Source organism: Phenylobacterium sp., from assembly GCF_030646615.1.
In the GTDB taxonomy this organism is placed as follows: domain Bacteria; phylum Pseudomonadota; class Alphaproteobacteria; order Caulobacterales; family Caulobacteraceae; genus Phenylobacterium.
The window spans coordinates 1-25,030 of record NZ_JAUSLG010000046.1; the positions used below are offsets into that span (position 1 = coordinate 1).

Annotated in this window: 29 protein-coding genes and 1 pseudogene; 20 read left to right on the forward strand and 10 right to left on the reverse strand. The window is 68.6% G+C overall.

What is annotated here, in order from left to right:
- The coding region (locus tag Q7S93_RS07315) for an aldehyde dehydrogenase family protein (RefSeq protein ID WP_304713166.1) at positions 1–842 on the reverse strand (842 nt) is incomplete at its 3' end.
- 394 nt (positions 843–1,236) lie between these two features.
- Between Q7S93_RS07315 and Q7S93_RS07320 the strand changes: the two genes are divergently transcribed.
- The 5 genes from Q7S93_RS07320 to Q7S93_RS07340 all read left to right on the forward strand — a co-directional run bounded on the left by Q7S93_RS07320 (position 1,237) and on the right by Q7S93_RS07340 (position 4,576).
- Positions 1,237–1,971: an SDR family oxidoreductase gene (locus tag Q7S93_RS07320; RefSeq protein ID WP_304713168.1), complete on the forward strand. Its 735-nt coding sequence runs from the start codon at positions 1,237–1,239 to the stop codon at positions 1,969–1,971.
- Positions 1,972–2,002: 31 nt separating this feature from the next.
- The gene (gene folB / locus Q7S93_RS07325; RefSeq protein WP_304713170.1) at positions 2,003–2,413 is read left to right on the forward strand and encodes a dihydroneopterin aldolase; all 411 of its coding nucleotides are present in this window, start codon (positions 2,003–2,005) and stop codon (positions 2,411–2,413) included.
- 5 nt (positions 2,414–2,418) lie between these two features.
- Positions 2,419–2,922: a hypothetical protein gene (locus tag Q7S93_RS07330; protein WP_304713172.1), complete on the forward strand. Its 504-nt coding sequence runs from the start codon at positions 2,419–2,421 to the stop codon at positions 2,920–2,922.
- Between the two features lie 57 nt (positions 2,923–2,979).
- Complete coding sequence (locus Q7S93_RS07335) at positions 2,980–3,384, forward strand: DUF4870 family protein (protein ID WP_304713173.1); 405 nt, start codon at positions 2,980–2,982, stop codon at positions 3,382–3,384.
- 136 nt (positions 3,385–3,520) lie between these two features.
- Positions 3,521–4,576: a tetratricopeptide repeat protein gene (locus Q7S93_RS07340; protein WP_304713175.1), complete on the forward strand. Its 1,056-nt coding sequence runs from the start codon at positions 3,521–3,523 to the stop codon at positions 4,574–4,576.
- A 70-nt stretch (positions 4,577–4,646) separates the two neighbouring features.
- Here Q7S93_RS07340 and Q7S93_RS07345 read toward each other — a convergent pair whose 3' ends face one another.
- Positions 4,647–5,534 (reverse strand): branched-chain amino acid aminotransferase, encoded by an 888-nt coding sequence (locus Q7S93_RS07345; RefSeq protein ID WP_304713176.1) that lies wholly within the window; start codon positions 5,532–5,534, stop codon positions 4,647–4,649.
- A 143-nt stretch (positions 5,535–5,677) separates the two neighbouring features.
- On the opposite strand from Q7S93_RS07345, the gene Q7S93_RS07350 reads away from it, so the two are divergent.
- Both Q7S93_RS07350 and Q7S93_RS07355 read left to right on the forward strand, forming a co-directional pair.
- On the forward strand, positions 5,678–6,385 hold the full coding sequence (locus Q7S93_RS07350; protein ID WP_304713178.1) for a response regulator: 708 nt from the start codon (positions 5,678–5,680) through the stop codon (positions 6,383–6,385).
- Positions 6,385–7,731: an ATP-binding protein gene (locus Q7S93_RS07355; protein ID WP_304713180.1), complete on the forward strand. Its 1,347-nt coding sequence runs from the start codon at positions 6,385–6,387 to the stop codon at positions 7,729–7,731. The genes Q7S93_RS07350 and Q7S93_RS07355 overlap by 1 nt, the downstream gene beginning before the upstream one ends.
- 3 nt (positions 7,732–7,734) lie before the next feature.
- On the opposite strand, the gene proC is transcribed toward Q7S93_RS07355, so the two are convergent.
- The 3 genes from proC to Q7S93_RS07370 all read right to left on the reverse strand — a co-directional run bounded on the left by proC (position 7,735) and on the right by Q7S93_RS07370 (position 9,476).
- Positions 7,735–8,529 carry a pyrroline-5-carboxylate reductase gene (gene proC, locus Q7S93_RS07360; protein WP_304713182.1) on the reverse strand — a complete coding sequence of 265 codons (795 nt, stop codon included), beginning with the start codon at positions 8,527–8,529 and terminating at the stop codon, positions 7,735–7,737.
- Between the two features lie 64 nt (positions 8,530–8,593).
- Positions 8,594–9,097 carry a YbjN domain-containing protein gene (locus Q7S93_RS07365; protein ID WP_304713183.1) on the reverse strand — a complete coding sequence of 168 codons (504 nt, stop codon included), beginning with the start codon at positions 9,095–9,097 and terminating at the stop codon, positions 8,594–8,596.
- 148 nt (positions 9,098–9,245) lie between these two features.
- Entirely contained in the window at positions 9,246–9,476 is a 231-nt protein-coding gene (locus Q7S93_RS07370) for an accessory factor UbiK family protein (protein WP_304713185.1), read from the reverse strand.
- A 114-nt stretch (positions 9,477–9,590) separates the two neighbouring features.
- Here Q7S93_RS07370 and lgt point away from each other — a divergent pair.
- The 10 genes and pseudogenes from lgt to Q7S93_RS07420 form a co-directional block, all read left to right on the forward strand.
- Positions 9,591–10,418, forward strand: a pseudogene (gene lgt, locus Q7S93_RS07375) (prolipoprotein diacylglyceryl transferase); the annotation flags it as partial.
- Positions 10,419–10,488: 70 nt separating this feature from the next.
- A complete protein-coding gene (locus Q7S93_RS07380; RefSeq protein WP_304713274.1) occupies positions 10,489–11,550 on the forward strand; it encodes a class I SAM-dependent methyltransferase in 1,062 nt (353 codons plus the stop codon).
- Positions 11,551–11,552: 2 nt separating this feature from the next.
- Entirely contained in the window at positions 11,553–12,335 is a 783-nt protein-coding gene (gene pgeF / locus Q7S93_RS07385) for a peptidoglycan editing factor PgeF (protein WP_304713186.1), read from the forward strand.
- Positions 12,336–12,419: 84 nt separating this feature from the next.
- Positions 12,420–13,355 carry a ribose-phosphate pyrophosphokinase gene (locus Q7S93_RS07390; protein WP_300572532.1) on the forward strand — a complete coding sequence of 312 codons (936 nt, stop codon included), beginning with the start codon at positions 12,420–12,422 and terminating at the stop codon, positions 13,353–13,355.
- Positions 13,356–13,492: 137 nt separating this feature from the next.
- Positions 13,493–14,524, forward strand: coding sequence for a hypothetical protein (locus Q7S93_RS07395; RefSeq protein ID WP_304713188.1), 1,032 nt, complete (start codon positions 13,493–13,495; stop codon positions 14,522–14,524).
- A 123-nt stretch (positions 14,525–14,647) separates the two neighbouring features.
- On the forward strand, positions 14,648–15,274 hold the full coding sequence (locus Q7S93_RS07400) for a 50S ribosomal protein L25/general stress protein Ctc (protein WP_304713189.1): 627 nt from the start codon (positions 14,648–14,650) through the stop codon (positions 15,272–15,274).
- 107 nt (positions 15,275–15,381) lie between these two features.
- Positions 15,382–16,008, forward strand: a complete 627-nt coding sequence (pth, locus tag Q7S93_RS07405) for an aminoacyl-tRNA hydrolase (RefSeq protein WP_304713191.1) — start codon at positions 15,382–15,384, stop codon at positions 16,006–16,008.
- 69 nt (positions 16,009–16,077) lie between these two features.
- Entirely contained in the window at positions 16,078–17,175 is a 1,098-nt protein-coding gene (gene ychF / locus Q7S93_RS07410) for a redox-regulated ATPase YchF (protein WP_304713193.1), read from the forward strand.
- 65 nt (positions 17,176–17,240) lie between these two features.
- Positions 17,241–17,912, forward strand: a complete 672-nt coding sequence (locus Q7S93_RS07415; protein WP_304713195.1) for a dienelactone hydrolase family protein — start codon at positions 17,241–17,243, stop codon at positions 17,910–17,912.
- On the forward strand, positions 17,909–18,598 hold the full coding sequence (locus Q7S93_RS07420; RefSeq protein WP_304713196.1) for a dienelactone hydrolase family protein: 690 nt from the start codon (positions 17,909–17,911) through the stop codon (positions 18,596–18,598). The genes Q7S93_RS07415 and Q7S93_RS07420 overlap by 4 nt, the downstream gene beginning before the upstream one ends.
- On the opposite strand, the gene Q7S93_RS07425 is transcribed toward Q7S93_RS07420, so the two are convergent.
- Both Q7S93_RS07425 and Q7S93_RS07430 read right to left on the reverse strand, forming a co-directional pair.
- Positions 18,595–19,083: a DNA-deoxyinosine glycosylase gene (locus tag Q7S93_RS07425; protein WP_304713197.1), complete on the reverse strand. Its 489-nt coding sequence runs from the start codon at positions 19,081–19,083 to the stop codon at positions 18,595–18,597. The genes Q7S93_RS07420 and Q7S93_RS07425 overlap by 4 nt on opposite strands.
- Positions 19,084–19,086: 3 nt before the next feature.
- Positions 19,087–19,614, reverse strand: a complete 528-nt coding sequence (locus Q7S93_RS07430) for an adenine phosphoribosyltransferase (protein ID WP_304713199.1) — start codon at positions 19,612–19,614, stop codon at positions 19,087–19,089.
- A 278-nt stretch (positions 19,615–19,892) separates the two neighbouring features.
- On the opposite strand from Q7S93_RS07430, the gene Q7S93_RS07435 reads away from it, so the two are divergent.
- Positions 19,893–20,621, forward strand: a complete 729-nt coding sequence (locus tag Q7S93_RS07435) for a hypothetical protein (RefSeq protein ID WP_304713201.1) — start codon at positions 19,893–19,895, stop codon at positions 20,619–20,621.
- 52 nt (positions 20,622–20,673) lie between these two features.
- Here Q7S93_RS07435 and Q7S93_RS07440 read toward each other — a convergent pair whose 3' ends face one another.
- From Q7S93_RS07440 to petA, 3 genes are read right to left on the reverse strand one after another with little or no spacing between them, the layout of a single operon-like run.
- Positions 20,674–21,516 carry a cytochrome c1 gene (locus Q7S93_RS07440; protein ID WP_304713203.1) on the reverse strand — a complete coding sequence of 281 codons (843 nt, stop codon included), beginning with the start codon at positions 21,514–21,516 and terminating at the stop codon, positions 20,674–20,676.
- A gap of 6 nt (positions 21,517–21,522) precedes the next feature.
- Positions 21,523–22,842 carry a cytochrome b gene (locus Q7S93_RS07445; protein ID WP_304713205.1) on the reverse strand — a complete coding sequence of 440 codons (1,320 nt, stop codon included), beginning with the start codon at positions 22,840–22,842 and terminating at the stop codon, positions 21,523–21,525.
- A 5-nt stretch (positions 22,843–22,847) separates the two neighbouring features.
- Complete coding sequence (gene petA / locus Q7S93_RS07450) at positions 22,848–23,402, reverse strand: ubiquinol-cytochrome c reductase iron-sulfur subunit (protein ID WP_304713207.1); 555 nt, start codon at positions 23,400–23,402, stop codon at positions 22,848–22,850.
- 239 nt (positions 23,403–23,641) lie between these two features.
- On the opposite strand from petA, the gene Q7S93_RS07455 reads away from it, so the two are divergent.
- Together Q7S93_RS07455 and hemF are read left to right on the forward strand one after the other, a co-directional pair.
- Positions 23,642–24,112: a tRNA (cytidine(34)-2'-O)-methyltransferase gene (locus tag Q7S93_RS07455; protein WP_304713209.1), complete on the forward strand. Its 471-nt coding sequence runs from the start codon at positions 23,642–23,644 to the stop codon at positions 24,110–24,112.
- On the forward strand, positions 24,109–24,996 hold the full coding sequence (hemF, locus tag Q7S93_RS07460; RefSeq protein ID WP_304713211.1) for an oxygen-dependent coproporphyrinogen oxidase: 888 nt from the start codon (positions 24,109–24,111) through the stop codon (positions 24,994–24,996). The genes Q7S93_RS07455 and hemF overlap by 4 nt, the downstream gene beginning before the upstream one ends.
- Positions 24,997–25,030 lie beyond the last annotated feature (34 nt).

Here is a 25,030-nt window from a genome sequence, read left to right on the forward strand (position 1 = left end):
GCAGTGCAGGTCTGCCCCGAGTTGATCATCACGTCCTGCACGCCGTAGCGCACGGCGGCAGCCAGATCGGCATCCTCGGCAATCAACAGCGGCGACTTGCCGCCCAGTTCCAGGCACACGCGCTTCACCGAAGGCGCCGCCGCTTGTGCCACGCGAACCCCGGCGCCGGTGGAGCCGGTGAACGACACCATGTCCACTTCCGGATGGGTCGAGAGCGGCACGCCCACGCCCAGGCCGTCCCCATGGACCATGTTGAACACGCCAGCCGGCACGCCGGCCTCATGCATGATCTCGGCGAAGATCTGGCCGGTGAAGGGGGCGACCTCAGACGGCTTGAGCACCATGGTGCAGCCGGTGGCCAGGGCCGGGGCGACCTTGCACATGATCTGGTTCAGCGGCCAGTTCCACGGGGTGATGAAGCTGCAGACGCCGATCGGCTCCTTGACGATCATGGTCGCGCCGCGATCTTCCTCGAACTTGAAGTCCTTGAGGATGCCGATGGCGGTGGCCAGGTGGCCCATGCCGGACGGCACCTGGGCGCGCTGGGCCAGCGACGCCGGGGCGCCCATTTCCTCGGTGACCGCATTGGCCAGGTCGCCGAAGCGCTTCTGGTACTCGGCCAGCACCCGCTGCATGACGTCCAGGCGCTCTTCGCGGGTGGTCTGCGACCAGGTGGCGAACGCCTTGCGGGCGGCCTTCACGGCCTTGTCCACATCGGCCTCGCCGCCGAGCGCGATCTTGCCGGCGACCTCTTCATTGGCCGGATTGATGACGTCCAGGGTCTTGAGCGCCACCGGCTCGACCCACTGACCGTCGATATAGAATTTGAGATATTCGCGCATGCCGTCCTCCTGGACCCTAGATTTATCAGGCGCCGGCTCCGCGGCGCGCCGTTTCAAACAAGCATTTTAGTGATCGACGTTCACCAAGGGAACATCAATCCGGCTGCGCGGGGTCCGCGCCTCGCCTGCAGACCCAAGGTGGCCCGCCTGAGGCCCGCCCGCAACCATGGCCGACGCCTTTCGCGATCTCATCTGCGTCGCCGCAGCTTGCGAGGGGGCGTGGGCCTCGTTAAAGCCCAAGGGTCTTGGTCCTTGCGGACCCTTATCGTTTCCGGAGCTGTTCGATGGTCGCCATCTTCACCATCCTGGTCTTCCTGGTCGTCATTGGCGCGATCAACTTCTACGAGTTCGGCCGGCTGGACTGATCGGATGATCCGCGCCGGAGCATCGGGACTTGGTTGAGCCCCCCCGCGGGGCGGCCCTGGTCACCGGGGCGGCGCGCCGCATCGGGCGGGTCCTGGCGCTGAGCTGCGCCGACGCCGGCTTCGACGTGGCCATCCACTGCCGGGTGATCGACGACGACGCCGAAACCGTCGCCGCCCAGGTGCGCGCCAAGGGCCGCAAGGCCGCCCTGTTCACCAGCGATCTGCGCAAGGAGTCCGAGACCGCGCCCCTGATCAGCGCCGTCGAGGCCGAGCTTGGCCCGGTGACCCTGCTGGTCAACTGCGCCTCGGTCTTCGAGGAGGACGCCTTCGCCTCCATGAACCGCCATTCCTGGGACCTGCACATGGAGACCAATCTCCGCGGGCCCCTGGTGCTGGCCCAGGCCTTCGCCCGGCGGATCACCGGCGCGCGCCGGGGGCTGATCGTCAATATCCTGGACCAGCGGGTGCTGCGCACCCGGCCAGCCTTCTTCTCCTATTCCCTCAGCAAGGCCGCGCTGTGGGAGGCGACCCGCATGATGGCCCAGGCCCTGGCGCCGCAGATCCGGGTGAACGGGATCGGCCCGGGGCCGGTCCTGCCCTCCATCCACCAGGACGGCGACGACTTTGCCCAGGAAGCGGCCGCCACCCTGCTCGCGCGGGCTGTCGATCCCGCCGAGATCGCCCAGGCCCTGCGCTACCTCATTGACGCTCCGTCAGTGACGGGCCAGATGATCGCCATAGATTCCGGTCAGCATCTGGTCTGACCATCGCTGCAAAGCCCCGGAGGGCGCGCCCTTGGCCCTGTCGCCCGTCACCGAACCCGACCAGTCCCTGGACGCCGGAGTCACCCGTGTGGTGGCCAGCAAGATCTTCGTCTCCGGCCTCAAGGTGGACGCCTTTGTCGGCATCTACGCCCACGAGCGCGGCCGCAGCCAGCCGCTGATCATCGATGTGGAGCTGGACGCCGCCATCGCCGGCGCCGAGCACCTGTCGGAGACGGTGAATTACGAACTGGTGGCCGAGGCCGCCCGCGCCCTGGTCGCCACCGGCCATATCGGCCTGGTCGAGACCTTCGCCGAACAACTGGCCCGCGCCTGCCTGGCCGATCCGCGGGTCAGCCGCGCCCGGGTGCGGGTGGACAAGCCCATGGCGCTGGCCCCGCATGCCGCCAGCGCCGGGGTCGAGGTCGTCCTCGTCCGGTCCTGAACCCCATGGCCACGGTCCACAGGGCGCGCATCTCCCCGCTCCTGCCGCCGACCGAATGGGCGCTTGAAGATGGCGAGCTGGTGGAGCGCCGCGGGTCGCGCGTGCGCCGCTTTCGGCTTTCGGAGCTGCGACGCCTGACCATCGCCGACGGCCTGGCGCGGGCGGACTTCCCCCGGGGCCGGGTCCGTATTCCGGCCCGCAGCTTCGTCTCCGGCCTGAGGCTGGAGCGCCACGACGACACCTTCATGGCGCTGACCGAGGCCCTGGCCGCGCAGGGGGCGGCTGCGCCGCAGGTCCGCCTGGGCCAGGTCCGTCCTCAGGTGGGCGAAATGGTGGTCTGGACCATCGCCCTCTGCGGGGCCGGCGCGGTGGCGGTGATCGGGGCGGCCGGCCTGATCGGCGCCTGGGCGCTTGGCCTGGCGCTCGCCGCACGTCTGGTCTTCGTGCTGATCCTGGCCGCGGCGGTCCTGCCCTGGATCACGCGAGGACGCCGCATAACGCCGAATTAAGGTGCTCCCGAGCGCCGGGCGCCCCAAGATCGTCGCCAACGCTTCAAGGAGCCCGCGATGAGCGACATCATGACCCCGGCCCCGGCCGCCCCCAGCGAGGACCGCACCATGCCGGCGGTGGTCTATGGGCTCTATCTGCTTGGTCTGGCCAACGGGCTCACCATCCTGATCGGCCTGATCATCGCCTACGCCAACCGCTCGGGCGCCGGGCCGATGATGGCCAGCCACTACACCTTCCAGATCCGCACCTTCTGGCTGTCGATCGGCTGGTTTGTGATCGGCTTGGTGATGATGCTGTTCGGTATTCCCCTCTCCATCGTGCTGATCGGCATTCCCGCCGTCATGCTCGGCGTCTTCATCATGGGCGCAGTCGGCGTCTGGTTCGCCGTGCGCTGCGTGCTCGGCGTCATCTATCTGGCCCGGGGCGAGGCCTATCCGCGCCCCAACAACTGGCTCATCTGAGGGCGCCCCACGCCCAGGGACGCGGCGGCCGTCGCCCTGGCCGCCGCCTTTGGTCCCCTGCGGGTTGCAACGACTTGAGCCCTGCGCCGGCGGCCGGGCAAGCTTGACCTTGACGAAGCGCGGCCGGGGAAAACGCATGCTGGGTCGGATCATCGGACTTGTCCTGGCGCTCGCCCTCGGGGGCGGCGCCTATGTGATCCTCAATCCCGGCGGCCTCGACGGACAGGTCCCGGCCTTGGGCCTGGGCGCCTTCGAGAGCGTTCGCCTGGGGCTGGGGATCGCGGCTGGTCTGCTGGGCATGGCCCTGGCCGCCGCAGCCCTGATGCGCGCGCCGGAACAGCCCCAAGCCCGGGACCGGCTGGCGCCGCTGATCGACCTGCACGGGGGCGAGACCGCCGGGCTCGAGACGTCGGACGAGCCCCTGCCCTTTGCGACGCCGAGCGCGACGACCGTCCTTCAGGCGCCGGCCCTTGAGGCTGAACCCGCGCCCTTCCCCCTGGCGCTGGACTCAGGCGTGCAGCCTGCGCCGCCGGTCCACGCCCAGCCCGACCTCGCGCCGGCGCCCGAACCCGAGGTCATCGCCATCCCGGCCAAGCTCGAAATCGTCGCCGAAACCCCACCGCCTGAGGACTTCGATGCGGCCCGGGACGCCCTGCGGCGGCATGCTCAGGACGAGGCCTGGGGTCCAGCGGCCCTGGCCCTGCAGCGCCTCGGCGCCCTGGCGGAGGACGATCGCCAACATGCCCTGGCCGCCCAGGACGCCGGTGACTTCGCCCGCGCCCAGGGCAAGACCGACGACGCCATCGAGGCCTATGACCTGGCCCTGGCCCATGCCCGGATGACCGCTCAGCAAGACCTGATCGCCGACGCCCTGATCAATGTGGGCGACATGGCCTATGAGGAGCATCGCCTGGACGCCGCCGTGGAGAACTACGAGGCCGCCGTCGCCCTGCGTCGTGACCTCGCCCAGGCGGGCGGAACAGCCGAGGCGCGCCGCGGCCTCTCGGTGGCCCTGGAGCGCCTGGCCGACGCCCGCGAAGACCGCGGCCACCGCAGCCGCGCCCTGGACCTCTATCGGGAAAGCGAGGCCCTGGCCGCCGAACTGGCCCAGGGCGACGCCGCCCGCTATGGCGCCGACCTGGCCGCCACCCGCCAGCGCCTGGAGGAGCTGGAAGCGCGCATCCTGGCCTGAGCTGACCACGAAAAACGCCCCCATCGCGCGGGCGAAGGGGGCGTGGGTTTCGGTGTCGACATCTCGATGGTCAGGCGGGCTGAAGTTCCCGGCGGACCATCTTGGCGTAGTCATCCATCAGGCTGAGCGAGATATCGCCCGGGGTGAAGCTGTACTCGCCGATCTGCGAGACCGGGGTCACCTCGGCGGCCGTGCCCACCACGAAGCACTCGGTGAAGCCGGCCAGCTCCTCGGGCTTGATGTGGCGCTCGACCACCTCGAGGCCCTTGGCCTTGGCCAGCGCGATCACCGACTGCCGGGTGATGCCGTTCAGGAAGCAGTCGGGGGTGGGCGTATGCAGCACCCCGTCCTTCACGAAGAACACGTTCGAGCCGGTGCTCTCGGCCACATAGCCGCGATAGTCGAGCATCATGGCGTCGGTGAATCCGTCCTTCTCCGCCGCGTGCTTGGAGATGGTGCAGATCATGTAGAGGCCGGTGGCCTTGGCATGGACCGGCTCGGTCTCCGGCGAAGGCCGCTTGTACTTGGCCCAGCACATGCGAATGCCCTTGGCCTTTTCAGCGGGGCTGAAATAGCTGGGCCACTCCCACACCGCGACGGCCACATGGATCTTGGTTTCCTGGGCCGAGACCCCGATCATCTCCGAGCCCCGCCAGGCGATGGGGCGGACATAGGCGTCGGTCAGGCCGTTCCTGGCGCAGGTGTCCTTGCAGGCCTGGTCGATCTCGGCCACCGTGAACGGGATCTCGAAGTCGAGGATCTCCGCCGACTTGAACAGGCGCTCGGTATGTTCGGTAAGCTTGTAGATCTCTCCGCCATACATCCGCTCGCCTTCGAACACCGCCGAGGCGTAGTGGAGGCCATGGGTCAATACGTGCACCTTCGCCTCGCGCCAGGCCACGAACTGGCCATCCAGCCAGATCCATCCATCGCGATCGTCAAAGGGAACGAGAGACATAGGCGTAGAGCCTCCTTTCAATGCGCCCCCCTTACAACGCTCCAGGCGCCGCTCGTCAAACGAAATGGCCACGCCTCGGCATGGCGGCGCGGCTGGGGGCGGCGTATCCTGTTCGCCGCCTTCAACCGGGAGCCCGCCTGCGCATGAGCCTCGCCGAAGCCTCCGGCCCCGCCCGCCATCTGCTGGTGGTCGATGACGATGATCGCATCCGCGATCTCTTGAAGGCCTTCCTCAGCCGGGAGGGCTATCGCGTGACCACGGCCTCCGGCGGGGAGGGCGCGCGGCGGCTGCTGGAGAGCCTGGATTTCGACCTGGCGGTGTTCGACGTGATGATGCCCGGCGAAGACGGCATGTCCCTGACCCGCTGGCTGCGCGGCCGCAGCGGCGCGGCCGGCCGCATCCCGGTCCTGATGCTGACCGCCCGCGGCGAGGCCGAGCACCGGATCGAGGGCCTGCAGATCGGCGCCGACGACTATCTGGGCAAGCCCTTCGAGCCTCAGGAACTGCTGCTGCGCATCGGCGCCATCCTGCGGCGCACCGCCGAGCGGGCGCCGGGCGGCGGGACCCTGTCGCTGGGCCTCTGCAGCTTCGACCCCACCCGCGGCGAGCTCAGCCAGGACGGCGCGCCGGTCCGCCTGACCGAGGGCGAGGCCGCCCTGCTCAAGCGCCTGGCCCAGACCCCGCACGAGCCGGTGGATCGCCTCGAGCTCGCCCGCGACACCGTCGATCCCTCCGGCCGGGCCGTGGACGTGCAGGTCACCCGCCTGCGCCGCAAGATCGAGACCGACCCCAAGGCCCCTCGCTATCTGCAGACCGTTCGCGGCGTGGGTTACATGCTGGCGCCCGACTGATGCGCCTCCGGGTCACGCCCCGCTATCTGGGCCGGCTGATCAAGCGCCGGCTGCCGACCAGCCTGTTCGGCCGTTCCCTGTTGATCATCGTCCTGCCGGTGGCCCTGATGCAGGTGGCGGTCACCTGGATCTTCTTCGACGCCCATTGGGACACCGTCACCAGCCGCCTGTCCGATGGCCTGGCCGGCGAGGTGGCCTGGGCCGTGGAGGGCTATCAGGACGACAAGAGCCCCGAGGCCTTCGCCGTCCTGGCCAGGCGGGCCGAGGAGTCGCTGAGCCTCTCCATCGCCCTGCAGGAAGGGCGGGTCCTGCCGCAGAACCGGCGCTATTCCTTCTTCGCGCCCGTGGACCGCGCTCTCAAGCGGGCCCTGTCGGAGCGGCTGGACGCCCCCTTCTGGTTCGACACCACCCGGTACCCCGCCTATGTGGACATCCGGGTGCAGGTGGACGAGGGCGTGCTGCGGGTGCTGGCGCCACGGGACCGCGCCTTCGCCACCCAGGGGCATATCTTCATCCTCTGGATGACGGTGGCGACCCTGCTGCTGACCGCCGTGGCCATCCTGTTCATCCGCAACCAGACCCGGGCCATCGAACGCCTGGCCGCAGCCGCCGACGCCTTTGGCCGGGGCGTGGACGACACCGGCTTCAAGCCTCACGGCGCCCGCGAGGTCCGGCAGGCGGCGCATGCCTTCCTGTCCATGAAGTCGCGCATCCAGCGCCATATCGAACAGCGCACCGCCCTGCTGGCCTCGGTCAGTCACGATCTGCGCACGCCGCTCACCCGCCTGAAGCTGGAGCTGGCCCTGGCGCCGCCCGGGACGCGCACCGCCGAGATGAAGCGGGACCTGGCCGAGATGGAGCACATGATCGACGAGTACCTGGCCTTCGCCCGCGGCGAGGGTGGCGAGGCGGTGGAGGATGTGGCGCTGGCCCCCCTGCTGGCCGAGGTCGCCGAGGGCGCGATCCGCGCCGGCGCCCAGGTTCGGGTCGAGGCGCCCGACGATCTGACCGCCCGGGTGCGGCCCAGCGCCCTGAGGCGGGCGGTCTCCAACCTGGTGATGAACGCCGCCGTCCATGGCGAGACGGTCGAGGTGGTGGCGCGGCGCCTGCCCTCGGGCGGGGTGGAGATCGCCGTGGACGACGACGGCCCGGGCATTCCCGCAGCCCAGTACGAGGACGCTTTCAAGGCCTTCAACCGGCTGGACGAGGCGCGCAATCAGAACATCAAGGGGGTGGGCCTCGGCCTGGCCATCGCCCGCGACGTGGCCCGCGGCCATGGGGGCGAGGTCCTGCTGGACCGTTCGCCCCTGGGGGGCCTGCGGGCGGCGATCCGGCTGCCGGCCTGAGACTCAGGCGCCCAGTTCGCGCGAGCGACGGGCTGCGGCGGCGACGGCGGTCTCCAGGAGAGGGCCAAGGCCGCCTTCGCCCATCAACACCTCCAGCGCGGCCTGGGTCGTGCCGCCGGGCGAAGTGACCTGCTTGCGCAGCTCGGCAGGCTCCTCGCCGCTGTCGGCCAGCAGGGCCGCGGCGCCGGCGATGGTCGCCCGGGCCAGGCGCTGGGCGGACTCCGCCGGCAGGCCCGCCGCAGCGCCGGCGGCCTCCAGGGCCTCCACGAAGGCGTAGAGATAGGCCGGCGCCGAGCCCGACACCGCGGTGGCGGCGTGCATCAGCTCTTCGTCCTCCAGTTCGACCACCGCCCCGACGGCGGCGAACAGGACCTGCGCCCGCGCCGCGGCCGTTGAATCTGTGGCGTACAGACTGGCCGTGCCCTGGCCGATGGCCGCCGCCGTGGTCGGCATGATCCGGGCGACGGCGCGTCCGCCAAAGGCCTTGGAGATCTCGGCAGCCGGCACGCCCGCAGCGATGGAGACGATGATGGCGTCGGCCGCCAGGGTCTGGCTCACCTCGCCCGCCGCCTCGCGCCACAGCTGGGGCTTCACCGCCAGCAGCACCGTTTTGGCCCGGCCCATGGCCGCAGGATCAGGATCGTGGCGCGCGCCATCGGCGATCGCCGTCTTGGCCTCGTCGCCGGGATAGGGATCGCGGATCATCAGATCAGCGGGCGACAGCAGGCCCGCGCGCCGCCAGCCGGAGATCAGCGCCCCGCCCATACGGCCGGCGCCCAGCATCAGCAATGGCCCCATCGGATTCTCCCCCAGGCTTGAGACCGGAGGGTTCTAGCGAAGGGGGCGCGTCAGGGCGAGGCCTTCAGGCCTCGCCGACGGTCTCGAACATGCAGGCGGCCATGGCTTCGGCCGGGGTCTTGGCGCCGCGGACCATGAAGTCGAAGGCCGGGAAGAAGCGGTCGGCGCCTTCCACCGCGATGTCGATCATGGCGGCGGCCTGCGACAGGCTGGGCCGCTCGGCGCTGGTCAGGGCCATGGCGTGACGGAAGACGATCTCGCCCTCGTCCCACAGCTCGAAATGACCGAGCCACAGACGCTGGTTCACCAGGCCGACGAGTTCGTGGGCGGGCGCCCGCGCGGCGGTCTCGACCGTATGGCCAAGCGCCAGGCAGAGCTGCAGGCAGTCGGCCTCCGGCCGCCAGGCGAACCAGAGTTCGTAGTCTTTCCACTCGCCGGCCAGGGTGAAGGCCAGGTCGCCGTCTTCGGTGCGGTCGAACTCCAGGTTCTCGGCCGTAAGCACATGTTCGACGACGTCCAGGGGATCGAGGCCGAGGACGACGTCTTCGTCAGGCTGGGGCATATCCATGGAACCCACGGTCCTTTCGCTGCGGTGGATCAGGCTCTGGGCCCGACCGACTCACCGACAGTCATGAAACTAATCTGCTTCGCGGGCTTGCTGTCACCGGCTTCTTCCCGGGCGCGAGCCTCGTTCGCGTATTCGTGAACGCCGGTTTTCAGGCGTTTGGCGCCTGTCCGCGCAGGGCGTCGAGTTCGCCGCGCAGGGCGGCCACCTCGGCCTTCAAGGCCTCGAACTCCTCGCGTCGGATCAGATCCAGTTCGGCCGCGGCGCGGTCGGCCTGGGCGCGGAAGGCCGACTTGGCCTCCTCGCTCGCAGCCTGGGCCATGCCCATGGCCGCCGTGGTCAGCTTGGCGATCTCGTCGAGGAAAGGATTTTGGGTCTGCATCGTCGGCTCTAAAGCGCGGGACAGGCCGCCGCGCCCCCTTAATATGGGGCGCCGGGGGATGAATGCGAAGGGCTTCTCAGCTAAACAGGCGCGAATTGGCTGGAGAACTTGCCGGTGCCCTTCCCCGAATTCGACCCCATTCTGATCCAGATCGGGCCGTTCGCCATCCGCTGGTACGCCCTGGCCTATGTGGCCGGGATCCTGATCGGCTGGCGCTATGTCGTCACCATGGTGCGCAATCCGCGCCTGGCGCCGGCCCGTGGTCCCGCGGCCACGCCCGTCCAGATCGACGACCTGATCCTGTGGGTCACCCTGGGGATCATCCTCGGCGGCCGGCTGGGCTACATTCTGTTCTACAGCCCGGCGGTGATCTGGACGAATCCCGTAGAGATCCTGCAGGTCTGGCACGGGGGCATGAGCTTCCACGGCGGGGCGATCGGCGTGATGCTCGCCATTGTCGGTTTCGCCCGGGCCAATCAGCTGGATCTTCTGAGGTTGGGCGACCTGGTGGCGGCCTGCGTGCCCATCGGCCTGTTCTTCGGGCGCATCGCCAACTTCATCAACGGCGAGCTCTGGGGCCGGCCCACCGAAGCGCCCTGGGGGGTGATCTTCCCCGGCGCCGGACCCTATCCCCGCCACCCCAGCCAGCTCTACGAAGCCCTGCTCGAGGGGGTCGTCCTCTTCATCATCCTGCGGATCGCCACCCACAGGGCGCACTGGCTGGAGCGCCGCGGCGCGGTGGCCGGCCTGTTCCTGATCGGCTATGCGGTGTTCCGCACCCTGGTGGAGCAGGTGCGCGAGCCTGACAGCTACATGCCCGACTTCCCGCTGGGCCTGACCATGGGGATGATGCTCAGCCTGCCCATGCTGCTGGGCGGCGCCTATCTGATCTGGCGCGGCCTGCGCGAACCGGTTCCTGAGCCGGTCGCCGCCGCGCCCGCGGTCGCGCCGCCGCCGGCGGGGCAGGACCCCAAGGATGATCCCTTCCGTATCCGCCCGGCCCCCGGCGCCGATGGACCTGCGTGAACGCCTGGCGGCCCAGATCGCCGCCACCGGACCGCTGAGCCTGGCCCAGTACATGACCATCTGCCTGCACGACCCGCAGGCGGGCTACTACGCCACGCGGCCAGGGCTTGGGGCGGCTGGCGACTTCATCACCGCCCCCCTGGTCAGCCAGATGTTCGGGGAACTGATCGGATTGTGGGCGGCCGCCGCCTGGCGGGCCATGGGGTCGCCCACGCGGTTCCGGCTGGTGGAGATGGGACCCGGCGACGGAACCCTGATGGCCGATCTGCTGCGGGCCGGCCGCGCCGTGCCCGGCTTTGTCGAGGCCGCAGATCTCTGGCTGGTCGAGGTTTCCCCGCCCTTGAAAGCCCTTCAGGCCGAACGCCTGTCACAGGCTTCGCCGCAGTGGGCCGACAACCTGGACGCCGTGCCGGCCGGGGCGCCGATGATCCTGGCGGCCAATGAACTGCTAGACTGCCTGCCGACCCAACAGTTCGTGCGCACCGAGCGGGGCTGGGCCGAGCGGATGGTCGGCCTGAACGCGGCCGGCGAGCTCGTCTTCGGCCTCTCCGGCGCCCTGCCCCCCGACGGTCGCGAGGGCGAGGTGGGGCAGGTCTTCGAGACCTCGCCGGCCCAGGCGGCCCTGGGCGCGCAGATCGGCGCCCGGCTGGGGGCCGAGGGCGGCGCGGCCCTGCTGATCGACTATGGCCCGGCGGCGGGCGAGGCCGGCGGCGACACCTTTCAGGCGCTCAAGGGCCATGAAAAGGTCGACCCCCTGGCCTGTCCTGGCCAGGCGGACCTGACCTTCCACGCCGATTTCCCCGCCGTCGCGCAGGCGGCCCAGGCCGAGGGCGCCACGGCCGCCGCCCTGCTGACCCAGGCGGAGTTCCTGCGCCGCATGGGAATCGAGGCGCGGGCCCAGGCCCTGGCCGACGCCCGTCCTGACCAGGCCGCCCAGATCGGGCGGCAGTTCGACCGCCTGACCGCCCACGACCAGATGGGCGTCCTCTTCAAGGTCCTGTGCCTGCATGGGCCAGGCCTTGTCCCTCCAGCCTTCGAGGCGGACTGATCATGACCGACGTCGTTTCATCCCTGCCGGTGATCACCTCGCCCCTGCTGGCGCACGCGGGCGTTCGCCACGCCTTCTTCACCCGCCAGGGGGGAGCCTCCACCGGACTCTATACGTCCCTGAATGTAGGGCCGGGCTCAGGCGACTCGCCGGAGGACGTGGCCGAGAATCGCCGCCGGACCGCCGCCCATTTCGGTCTTCCCCACGAGGCGCTCAACACCTGCCATCAGATCCATTCCGCCCGCGCCGAGATCGCCGAGCGGCCCTGGGGCGCGGCCCGGCCGGAGGCTGACGCCGTGGCGACCCGGACCCCTGGACTGATCTGCGGCGCCCTGGCCGCCGACTGCGCCCCCATCCTGATGGCCGACAAGACCGCCGGCGTGGTGGCCGCGGCCCATGCCGGTTGGAAGGGCGCCCTGGGCGGGGTGGTGGCCGATACGGTCGCCAAGATGGAAAGCCTGGGCGCGCGGCGGGAAAACATCCTGGCCGCCGTCGGTCCTTGCATCGGCCCCAAATCCTATGAGGTGGGGCTGGAATTTCTCGAACAGTTCACCGCTGTCGACGGCGCCAATGAACGCTTCTTTCGCCCGGGCAGGACATCGGACAAGCGCATGTTCGATCTGCCCGCCTTCGTCCTGGCCCAGATCGCCGCCACAGGCGTCGTCGAGAAGGAGTGGATCGGCCGCGACACCTGCGCCGAGCCCGACCATTTCTTCTCCAATCGGCGCGCCTTCCACCGGGGCGAGCGCGACTATGGGCGGCTGCTATCGGCCATCGTTCTATAGAGCCGCGTCGCCAGGGGTTGCCGCGGGTCCGCCCCCTGGATTAAAGCCCCGCCTGACCGACGCGGACCGACCTCGGGAGAATCCATGAAGCTGCTGGCGGGCAATTCAAACCAGGCTCTCGCCCAGGCCGTCTCCGACCACCTCGACATCCCCTTGACCAAGGCCCAGGTGAAGCGGTTCGCCGACAATGAGGTCTGGGTGACCATCGATGAGAATGTCCGCGGTGAGGACGTCTTCGTCATCCAGTCCACCAGCTACCCCACTAACGACAATCTGATGGAGCTGCTGATCTGCATCGATGCGCTGAAACGCGCCTCGGCCCGGCGGATCACCGCGGTGATGCCCTATTTTGGCTATGCCCGTCAGGATCGGAAGACCGGCGGCCGCACGCCGATCTCCGCCAAGCTGGTCTCCAATCTGATCACCCGCGCCGGCGCCGACCGGGTCCTGACCATGGACCTGCACTCGGGCCAGATTCAGGGCTTCTTCGACATCCCCACCGACAACCTGCTGTCGGCGCCGCTGCTGGCCAACGACATGAAGGCCCACTACCCCAAGCCAGACGAACTGATGATCGTTTCGCCCGATGTGGGCGGGGTGGTCCGCGCCCTGGCCGTCGCCAGCCGCCTGAACGCCGAACTGGCCATTGTCGACAAGCGTCGCTCGGGCCCCGGCAAGAGCGAAGTGGCCAATATCATCGGGGATGTCGAAGGTCGCCGCTGCGTGCTGTTCGACGATATCATCGACGGGGGCGGCACCCTCTGCAACGCCGCCCAGGCCCTGGTGGATGGCGGCGCCTCCGAGGTTTCGGCCTATGTCACCCACGGGGTGCTGTCGGGCGCGGCCATCGAGCGCGTCGGCGCCTCGGTGCTGAAGGAGCTGGTGATGACCGACTCCATCAGCTCGCCGGAACGGGCGGCCTCGGCTGACAAGATCCGCTATGTGAGCTGCGCGGCCCTGATCGGCGAGGCCATCCGGCGGATCGCCAACGAGGAGTCGGTCTCCAAACTCTTCGACTAAACGGCCCCGACGCGCTCGCCTGAGGCGGGAGGCCACTGGTAGAGCTTGGTAAACAGTAGTTTACCAAGTCCGGGCCATGATCTCGCCCGACCGAACATGCTATGTTCGGCGGCGTTTCGTTGAGGGAAGATCCACCCATGAGCTCGGCTTACAGCTTCCGCGGCGCGCTCACCGCGTTCGCTCTGATCGGCGCCGCCGCCCTGGCGGGTTGTGCGGACCCCAAGCCTGAGCCGGTGGCGGCCCCGCCGCCGCCCGTGGCCCTCGCCCCGTCCCTGATCGAGCAGGCCAGCGCCTACCGCTTCTATATGGCCCGGTCCTCGGCCATCTCGCCGGTCTTCGATGACGGCGCCGAGATCGCCACATCGCTCAAGACAGGCGTCGCCTATGAGCCGATCCAGTTCCTGAAGGGCGCCGTAGCCTATGGCGCCGTGGCCGCCCTGCAGCACGAAGAATTCGTCGCCGCGGTCCGCACCTATTCCATCAATCCCGAGACGCGGAACAAGATGTTCGCCGACCTCGTCGCCGATCCCAACTATGCCGCCAGCCTGCCGGGCGCCAAGGGCGCAGCCGGCCTGGTGATCGCGGCCTATGGCGCCGAGGGCAAGCGCCTGTTCGAGACCGGCTCCGCCGTCAAGCAGGCGGCCTATGAGGTCCAGAAGGCCAACTGGTCCAAGGCCAGTGTCGAGAACCCCGCCCTGCGGCTCTCCCAGGCCAAGGCGCTCTCGGCCACCCCGATCGTCGGCGAGTTGGAAGAGACCGCCCGCCTGCAGCAGGCCGCGCTGGGCGCCGGCGTTCTGGAACTCTCCGCCGAGCCGGCCGAGCCGCCCTATAGCCGGATGGTGGCGCGCAGCCTGGCCGTCGCCGCCCTGGCCGTCCTGGGCGAGGCCGGTGAGAATCGCGCCGACCTGCTGACCGCCGTCATGGTCGAGCCGACCTCGGCCTCCTGCCTCAACATGGCCAAGCTGAACCTCTATCAGTGCCTGGCGGTGTCCAAGCCGCACTATGAGGACGTGTTCTGCCTGGGCCAGCACGCCCTGATGGACACCGGCCAATGCCTGATGAAGGGCGCGGGCCTGGCTGATCCCGCCAAGGTCGCAGCCGTGGTCCAGGTGGCCGAAACCGGGGCGATGTCACAGACGGCGGCCGTCGCCGGGGCGAAAAAGCACTGAAGGCCGCCGCCGCCGTTGCAAGACGGTCAACTTCTGTGTAATTACGCCCACCTTCCGATCCCCCCCAGGGATCGCGCCCTCGCCGCGCGGGTTCGCGCGGCGGTTTCGTTTTGAGGCAAGGCGATGGCCGATATCGTATTGAACGTTGAAGTTCGTGAGCAAACCGGCACCGGCGCCGCGCGCACCGTGCGTCGCAGCGGCAAGGTCCCTGGCGTGCTCTATGGCGGCGGCCAGGATCCTGTGGCGATCTCCGTTCCGGCCAACGAGTTCCGCAAGGCGCTCTACACCGGCAAGCTGCTGGGCCACCTGGTGACCCTGAAGTACGGCAAGGAAACCCAGCCGGTCATCGCCAAGGCGATCGACATGCATCCGGTGACCGACGAGCCGTGGCACTTCGACCTCTACCGCGTCGATGCGCACCAGCAGATCAAGATTTCGGTGCCCGTGCACTTCATCAACCATGAAGAGTCGCCCGGCCTGAAGCGTGGCGGCACCCTCAATGTCGTGCGTCACGACGTCGAACTGTCCTGCCCGGCCGACGCCATCCCCGAAGAGCTGATCTTCGACCTGACCGGCCTCGAAATCGGCGACACCATCCGCATCTCGGGCTTCGACCTGCCCAAGGGCGTGGAAGCCACCGTGGACCGCGACTTCGTCATCGCCACCCTGGCCGGCTCCTCGGCCCAGGCGGCGCAGGACGCGGCGGCTGACGCCGAGAGCTCGGGTCCGACCGGCGAAACCGCGGCCTAATTCCTTTCCGGTTCAGATGGCCTCATCTGAACCGGGCGAGGCCCGCCCTTGACGCTGCTCCGCTCCCGGATTCGTCCACCGAGCGCCCATCTGTCGCGGGGGATTGCATGCTGATCCTTGCCGGCCTGGGCAATCCTGGCGCCCGCTACGCCGGCAACCGGCACAATGTGGGCGCCATGGCTGTCGATGAGATCGCCCGGCGCTGGAGCTTCGGCCCCGAACGCTCCCGCTTCCAGAGCCTTACCCGCGAGGGCGCCATCGAGACCCCGCAGGGTCCGGTTCGCATCCTGATTCTCAAGCCCCAGACCTATTACAACGACAGCGGCAACGCCGTGGGCGAGGCGCTGAAGTTCTACAAGCTGACGCCCTCAGACCTCATTGTCTTCCATGATGAGATCGACCTGGCGCCGGGGCGTTTCCGCATGAAGGCCGGCGGCGGCGCGGCCGGCAACAATGGGATCCGTTCCATCACCGGCCAGGTCGGCCCCGACTTCCGCCGCGCCCGGCTGGGCGTCGGCCATCCCGGCCACAAGGAGCTGGTCCAGGGTCATGTCCTGTCGGACTTCCACAAGGTGGAGCAGGCCTGGCTGAGCGATCTCCTGCGGGCCTGCGCCGACGCCGCGCCGTTGCTGGCGGCCGGCGAGGACGAGAAGTACCAGGCCGAGGTCATGCGCCTGGCGCCGGCCGACAAGGCCGACACCCGCCAGCAGCGCCAGGGCCGCGACGCCCCATAGGCGTAGCGCTGACGACATTTCCAGCCGGCTCGGCTAAGACGGCGCCGGCTCCATTTCTCCGAGGACTCCATGGCTCTCAAAGTCGCCATCGTCGGCCTGCCCAATGTCGGCAAGTCCACCCTGTTCAACGCGCTGACCCAGACCGCGGCGGCCCAGGCGGCCAATTACCCGTTCTGCACGATCGAGCCCAACGTCGGCGACGTGGCGGTGCCCGAGCCGCGCCTGGAAGCCCTGGCCAAGGTGGCCGGCTCCAATGAGATCATTCCGGCCCGCATCAATTTCGTCGATGTGGCGGGCCTCGTCCGCGGCGCCTCCAAGGGCGAGGGCCTGGGCAACCAGTTCCTGGCCAATATCCGCGACTGCGACGCCGTGGCCTTCGTCGCGCGCTGCTTCGTCAATGACGACATCACGCACGTGGAGGGCCGCATCGACCCCCTCGCCGACCTGGAGATCATCGAGACCGAGCTGATGCTGGCCGATCTGGAGAGCCTGGAGAAGCGGGTCGCCAATCTCGATAAGCGCGCCAAGACCGGCGACAAGGAGAGCGCCAACACCCTGCGTCTGGTGAAGCTGGCCCTCGAAGAACTGAACGCCGGCCGCCCGGCCCGCACCGCCAAGATCGCCGAGGATGACGAGAAGGCCTGGCGGATGCTGCAACTGCTGACCGCCAAGCCGACCCTCTATGTCTGCAATGTGGACGAGGGCGCGGCCGGGACCGGCAACGAGATGTCGGCCGCCGTCGCCGAGCGGGCCAAGCGCGACGACGCCGAGAGCGTGGTCATCTCCGCCCAGATCGAGAGCGAGATCGCCATGCTGGACGCCGCCGAACGGGCGGAATTCCTGGAGACCCTCGGCCTCGAAGAACCCGGCCTGAACCGGATGATCCGCGAGGCCTTCAAGCTGCTGGGCCTGCAGAGCTATTTCACCTGCGGTCCCAAGGAGACACGGGCCTGGACGATTCCCGTGGGCGCCACGGCGCCCCAGGCGGCCGGCGTGATCCATACCGACTTTGAGAAGGGCTTCATCCGGGCCGAAACCATCGCCTTCGAGGACTACATCAAGTTCAACGGCGAAGCCGGGGCCCGGGACGCCGGCAAGCTGCGCCAGGAGGGCAAGGAATATGTCGTCCAGGACGGGGACGTGATGAACTTCCGGTTCAACGTCTAGATGTCTCAGGGGGCGTGACAGGCGCCCGCCCCTGGCCCTAGGCTTCGCGCCAAGGGAGAACACCAATGGGCGACACCATTACGCTGAAGAGCGCGGCCGATGGCTATGAGCTGTCGGCCTATCACGAGGCCCCCTTCACCCCGCGCAAGGGCGGGGTGATCGTGCTGCAGGAGATCTTCGGCATCGACAAATACGTCCGCGCCGATGTCGAGCGCTGGGCCAAGGCCGGCTACGAAGCCATCGCCCCATCTCTGTTTGATCGCCGCGAGCGCGGCTTTTCGGTGGGTCACGACGCCGAGGGCATGGCCGCCGGCATCGCCCACGCCAGGGCCACGCCGATGGACCAGGCCCTGGCCGACATCGCCGCGGCCCGCGACTTCCTGGCGCCCCGGGGCAAGGTCTGCGTGGTGGGCTATTGCTATGGCGGCTCGCTCGCCTGGCTGAGCGCCGCCAAGGTCGAAGGTATCGCCGCAGCCTCCAGCTATTATGGCAGCATGGTCAAGGCCAATGCCGAACTGCCGTTGGCCTGTCCCGTCATCGTCCACCTCGGCCACACCGATCCCGGCATCAAGGCCGACGAGGTGGAGGCCGCCGTAAAGGCCGCCCATCCCGAGGTTCCGGTCTATATCTATGAGGGCGCCGGCCACGGCTTCAACAATGAGAGCCCCGAGCGCTATCACGAGGAGGCCGCCGACCTCGCCCGCCTGCGCACCCGCGAACTGTTCGAAAGCGTATGAGCCGGGCCGGCGAGAGAATCCGGCTGGAGAGCCGCGCCGATGGCTTTTCTTTCGACGCCTATCATGTGAAGCCCGGCGACGCCCGGCGGGGCGGACTGGTGCTGATCCAGGAGATCTTCGGCGTCACCGACCATATTCGCGAGGTGGCCGACGGCTTCGCCGAGGATGGCTATGAGGTGATCGCCCCGGCCTTCTTCGACCGCCAGCAGCGAGGCTTCGAGGCGAGCTATGCCCCCGACGACATGGCCAGGGCCGTGGCCCTCTCACAGGCCGCCCCCTGGAACGAGGTGGCCGGCGACGCCCAGAGCGCCATAGACGCCCTCTCAGGCCCGGTCTTCGTGGCCGGCTTCTGCTGGGGCGGGGCGGCAAGCTGGGCCGTGGCGGCCCGCTGTGAGGGCGTGGCGGCGGCCTCCTGCTTCTATGGCCGGCGGATCAGCGAACTGATCGACGAGACGCCCCGCTGCCCGACCATCCTGCACTTCGGCAAGACCGATGCGTCCATACCGCTCGAGCAGGTGGAGGAGATCCGGGCGCGTCATCCGGACATCCCGGTGCACCTCTACGACGCCGGCCACGGCTTCGCCTCTGACCGGCGGAAGGACTACCACCCCGACGCCGCGCGTCTGGCCCGCCTGCGCACCCTGCAGCTCTTCACCCGCAGCGGCGGCCGGGGCGAAGGCGCCTAGAGATACGATCTCAGCTGCAACCAGGCCGTAGCCTTGGTCTCGAACGGCAGGGTGAAGGCCGGGCTGCTGGAGGGCAGGGTCACCAGGGCGAGGCCGGCGGCTTCAGTCAGTTGCGCCTGGCCCATGCGGGCCGCCGTACCGCCGTTGAAGCCGATGGCGGCAAGCTTCGGCAGGGCGCCCACCAGATCCTGCAGGGCGTTGGGCTGGGCGGCCTGGATGGCGCCGTCCAGGCTTCCGATCCGGCGGGCCGTCTTCACCGTATCCCAGAGACCGACCCCGTGACGACGCAGATGGGCCAGCCGATCCTCATAGGCGTCCGGCATCGGTCCTTCCGTCACCGCAGCCATCAGCCGCCAGAACTGGTTTCGGGGATTGGCGTAGTACTGGCCCCGCTGAAGGGAGATTTCGCCCGGCAGACTGCCGAGGATCAGCAGCCGGGTGTCTGCGTCGACGACCGGGGGAAAGGACGACTTCAGCGCCGTCACCGCCTATTCGCCTTCAAAGGCCACCAGGGTCGAGACGGGCACCCCCGCTGCGGCCAGACGCGCCGCCCCGCCCAGGTCCGGCAGGTCCACCACGAAGGCCGCGGCGACGATCTCCGCCCCGCCCTGCCGCAGCAGCTCCGCCGCCGCCAGGGCGGTGCCGCCCGTCGCGATCAGATCATCCACCAGCATGATGCGCTCCCCGCTCACAAAGGCGTCCAGATGGACCTCCAGGGCGTCGGAGCCATACTCCAGGGCGTACTCCACCCAGCGGGTCTTGTGCGGCAGCTTGCCCTTCTTGCGCAGGGGTACGAAGCCGGCCGACAGCTGATGCGCCACGGCTCCGCCCAGGATGAAGCCACGGGCCTCGATCCCGGCCACCTTGTCGATCTTCAGGCCGGCGAAGGGCTGGACCAGTTCATCCACCGCCTGACGAAAGGCCCGCGCATCGGCCAGCAGGGTGGTGATGTCGCGAAACTGGATCCCCGGCTTCGGATAGTCCGCAATGGTGCGGATCGTAGATCTCAGGTCCATGGTCGCGCCTCCCAGAGCGCGTTCCGATAAGTGAACAGGTTATCGGATGAAACGCGCTCAAGACTTAAAGTTTAAGAGCGTGAGGATCAGACGATTCCGTGTGATCCCGTCACGCACTGTCCCGCGGCCGCCAGTGGCGACGATGGTCGCTTATCGCCGAGGCGACCGCCCTTGGCTATGGTCGGCGCCCAGCCGCAGGGCTTGGCCTTGTATGAGACGCCTCGATGATCCCCCCGCGTTCGCTAGCCTTGACCCTTTGCCTCGCCATGGCCCCGGCGATGGGCGCCGCAGCCCCCCTGGCCTGCTGGTACGAACACGGGGTGATCGTGGTGCCGGCGAACGTCGCGGGCGCCGCCGGCGACTACATCCTGGACACCGGCGCCCCCCGCACCGAGCTCCACGACACCCGCGCCCAGGGCATGGGCTTGAGCGGAGACGCCGCGCAGGGCGACGTGGAGATCGGCGGTTTCAGCTTCCCCGAGCGATCCCTGGCGATCGTCAGTCAGGACGCCCGCACCTACGCCTTCCCCACTCCGATCGCCGGGGTCATCGGCGCCGATGTGCTGAAGGCCGTCATCGTCGATGTCGATTTCCGACCCTGCCGAGTGGAGCTGCACGCGCCGGCCGAGGCGCCTGCGTCCAAGACCCGGTCGCAGGTTCAGGACCTGCACTGGATGGCGGGGCGGCCCGTGGTGTGGGCGGCGCTCAGCGATGGGGCGACCGCGCGGCGCATCCAGCTCGCACCCTCCACCGGCCTCGACGCGGCCGTTCGCCTGGCGCCTGGCGAGGTCAGCAGCATGGCCGCCCCGGCGTCCCTCGCCCCCTACGAAACCGGACGCGCAGAGCTTCGGGCCCTGTCCATGAGCGGCGCGCTGTTTGAAAATCTGAAAGCGGGCCTGAGCGGCGACGAGGTCAGCGCTGTGGGGCCGGGCGTTCTGGAGCGCTGGCGCCTGCGTTTCGATTTCCCCGCCGGGCGGCTTCTGCTGATCGCCGAAGATCACCCATGAAAAAGCCCGCCGGATCGCTCCGGCGGGCTGATCATGGTCTGACGACGCGGCCCTAGTGGGCGACGTTGCGCCAGATGCGGCGGTAGCTCGCATAGAGCAGGCCGGCGAAGATGATCAGATAGATCATCGCCCCGAAGCCGAAGGCCTTGCGCTCCTCCATCTTGGGCTCCGACGCCCAGGTCAGGAAGGCGGCCACGTCCTTGGCCTGCTGGTCGATGGTGGATGGCGTGCCGTCGTCAAAGGTCACCTTGTCGGCCGCCAGTTGCGGCGGCATGGCGATGAAGCCCCCTGGGGGCGCATGGCCCTCACCCGTCCAGAACGGCGTCGTGTCGCCGGCCATATAGGGGTTGTAGTACTGGCCCGCGGCCACCTGCAGCCCGGCCGGCGGTTCGCGGTAGCCCGACATCAGCGAGTAGATGTAGTCGGCGCCATGGTGGCGGGCCTTGGCCATCACCGACAGGTCCGGCGGCAGGGCGCCGCCGTTGCTGGCCCGCGCCGCCGCCTCGTTGGGGAAGGGGCTCGGGAAGCTGTCTGCCGAGGTGCCGGGGCGCTGGATCACGTCGCCGGTCTCGGAGTCGATGTCGTTGATCTGATATTCCGCCGCGATGGTCTTCACGTACGGGTTGTCGTTGGGATTGCTGTAGTCCGGATCGTAGAAGGGCCCGCCCTTCTGGCCGAGGTTCCGGAACGAGAGCAGCTCCATGCTGTGGCAGGCCGCGCAGACCTCCCGATAGACCTTGTAGCCGCGCTGCAGCTGGGCCTGGTCGAACTTGCCGAACGGGCCCTTGAAGCTGAAGTCCACGTGCTTGGGGGGGGCGGCTTCCCCGGCGGCGAGCGCCGGGCCGCCCACGAGGGCCAGCCCAAGCGCGGCCAGAGCGATACCTTTACGCAGCATCTGGGCTCAACCCTTCTTTTCAGGCGCAGCCGTCGCGCCGGCCGGCGTGCTCGCCGGATGGGACAGGACAGGCGTGGAGATCGATTCCGGCTGGGGCAGCGGCGTCTCGGTGAGCCCAAGGATCGGCAGGATCACCAGGAAGTAGCCGAAGTAGTAGAGGGTGGCCAAGCGCGACAGCCAGACCATGCTGTTCAGGTCCGCGTCGATCAGGGTGAAGGTCGAGAGCCCCGGGATCACGTGGTTGTCGGGCAACTGACCGCCGCAATAGCCGAGCACCAGGCAGGCCAGGACGAAGATCAGGAAGTAGAGCTTGCCCGTCGGCCGATAGCGCATGGACCGCACCTTGGAGGTGTCGAGCCAGGGCAGGACGAACAGCACCGCGATGGCGCCGAACATCAGGATCACGCCGCCCAGCTTGTCCGGCACCGCCCGCAGGATCGCGTAGAACGGCAGGAAGTACCATTCGGGAACGATGTGCGACGGTGTGACCAGCGGGTTGGCCGGGATGTAGTTGTCGGCATGGCCGAGCGCGTTCGGATTGTAGAACAGGAAGCTGGCGAACAGGATCAGGAACAGCACGATCGCGAAGCCATCCTTCACCGTATAGTACGGATGGAAGGGCACGGTGTCGGCCTTGGACTTCACGTTCACGCCGGTCGGGTTGTTGTTCCCCGGCACGTGCAGGGCCCAGATGTGCAGGCCGACGACGCCGGCGATCATGTACGGCAGCAGGAAGTGCAGCGAGAAGAAGCGGTTCAGCGTGGCGTTGTCCACGGCGAACCCGCCCCACAGCCAGGTGGTGATGGCCTCGCCCACGATCGGCAGGGCGCCGAACAGGTTGGTGATCACGACCGCGCCGTGGAAGCTCATCTGACCCCAGGGCAGGACGTAGCCCATGAAGGCCGTGGCCATCATCAGCAGGTAGATGATGCAGCCCAGGATCCACAGCACCTCGCGGGGCGCCTTGTAGGACCCGTAATAGAGGCCGCGGAACATGTGGATGTAGACCGCGATGAAGAACATCGAGGCCCCGTTGGCGTGCATGTAGCGCACCAGCCAGCCGTAGTTCACGTCGCGCATGATGCGCTCGACCGAGGCGAAGGCGTGGTCGATGTGCGGCACATAGTGCATGGCCAGCACGACGCCGGTGACGATCTGGATCATCAGGCAGACCGCGAGGATCCCCCCGAAGGTCCACCAGTAGTTCAGGTTCTTGGGCGTCGGGTAATCGACGACGCTGTCCCAGCCGAGTCGGATGATCGGCAGGCGCGTATCGAGCCAGCGCTCGACGCCCGTCTTGGGTTCATAGGTGGAATGTCCGCTCATCGCTGTCAGCCCACCTTGACCGTCGTGTCGGAAAGAAATTCGTAGTCCGGCACCGCCAGGTTCAGGGGCGCAGGCCCGCGACGGATACGGCCGGACGTGTCGTAGTGCGACCCATGGCAGGGGCAGAACCAGCCGCCGAAGTCCCCGCCGCCAAAGGTCGGCACGCAACCCAGATGGGTGCAGGAGCCGATCAGGATCATCCACTCGGCCTTGCCGGGCTTGTGCCGCTCGGCGTCGGTCTGCGGATCGGGCAGGTTGGCGTTGTCGTCGGCGACGGCGGAAGCGATCTCAGCCTCGGTGCGGCGACGGATGAACAGCGGCTTGCCCCGCCACTTGATCGTCACCTGCTGGCCGAGGGACACCTTCGTCAGGTCGAAATCGACCGAGGCCAGGGCCAGGGTGTCCGCCGAAGGGTTCATCTGGTCGATGAACGGCCAGGCCAGAGCGCCCACGGCGCCCACGGCCGCCGCCCCTGCGGCGATATGAATGAAGTCGCGCCGGTTCGGGTCTTCGCCCGCGGCGTGAGGATCGGGATGTTCGCCCACGACGGTGTCAGCCACCTTTAAGCTACCCTTCGGTTGAGGCGGGGGCTCCATGAAGAACCACCGCCCGTTCGGACGCTCACGACAAGTCTCGCGACGCCCCGCCTTCGGCCTGACCAGAAGCTCTGGTACAGGCCTGTTTCGGAACCCATACAGGGACGGAAGAGTTTTCGCACTGCATCGCCGCAAAACAAACGCGGCGTCGCGTCGCGATTCGTCTCACGCCCCCGACTAATCCCGTGGCTGGATCGCTTAGAATGCGTTTGGCGCTTTTTCAACCGGACATTCCGCAAAACGTCGGCGCGGCCCTTCGGCTGGCCGCCTGCCTTGATGTCGACCTGGAGGTGATCGAGCCCTGCGGATTCCCGCTATCCGATAAGGCGGTGCGCCGTGCGGCCTTGGATTACGGTCGTCTGGCCCGTTGGACACGGCGCTCGGGCTTCGCTGAATTCATGGCCGCCCCCGAGCGTGCCGAGGGCCGGCTGGTGCTATTCACCACCCGCGGCGCCCAGCCCCTGCACAGCTTCGCCTTCCAGCCGGGCGACACCCTGCTGTTCGGCCGCGAGAGCCAAGGGGTCCCGCCGGAGGTGCACGCGGCGGCCCAGGCGCGCCTGCTGATCCCGCTGGCGCCCGAGGCCCGGTCGCTCAATCTCACCGTTTCGGCGGCCATCGGTCTTTCGGAAGCGTTGCGCCAGACCGACGGATTCCCTAAGCCCCTGGTCCCATGACAGACGCCGCCGATCTTGCCGCCACGCTTGAAGACCGCAACACCCGCGCCCGGGCCTGGTTCGACGCCCTGCGCGACCAGATCGTCGCCGCCTTCGAACAGCTTGAGGACGAGGCCCCGGCCGATCTCTATCCGGGCGACGCCGGCCGCTTCGAGCTGACCCCCTGGGACCGGCCGGCCGGCGGCGGCGGGGTGATGGGCTTCATGCAGGGCGGCCGCTTCTTCGAGAAGTGCGGCGTCCATATCAGCCTGGTCCATGGGGTGTTCAGCCCGGAGATGGCCGCCACCATGCCCGGCGCCGACAAAGACCCCCGCTTCACCGCCACGGGCATCAGCCTGATTGCGCATATGCGCAATCCGCATGTGCCGGCCGTGCACATGAACACCCGCTTCCTGGCCACCAGCCAGAGCTGGTTCGGCGGCGGCGCCGACCTGACGCCGACCCAGGACTACCAGCGCAACCAGGAAAATCCCGACGCCGTCGCCTTCCATGGCGCGCTGAAGGCCGCCTGCGACCGGCACGACCCCGACTGGTATGAGCCCTACAAGGCCCGTTGCGACGAGTACTTCTTCCTGCCCCACCGCAATGAGCCCCGGGGGATCGGCGGCATCTTCTATGACCACCACAATTCCGGGGACTGGGAGCGGGACTTCGCCTTCACCCAGGATGTGGGCCGGGCCTTCGCCGAGGTCTATCCCGCCATCGCCCGGGGCCGGATGGCCACCCCCTGGACCGAGGCCGACCGCCAGGAGCAGCTGGTGCGCCGGGGCCGCTATGTGGAGTTCAACCTGCTCTACGACCGGGGCACCATGTTCGGCCTGAAGACGGGGGGAAACATCACCTCGATCCTCTCCTCCATGCCGCCCATGGTCAGCTGGCCCTGAGGCGCTGCTGCGGCCCGGGTTTGCCTCACAGACC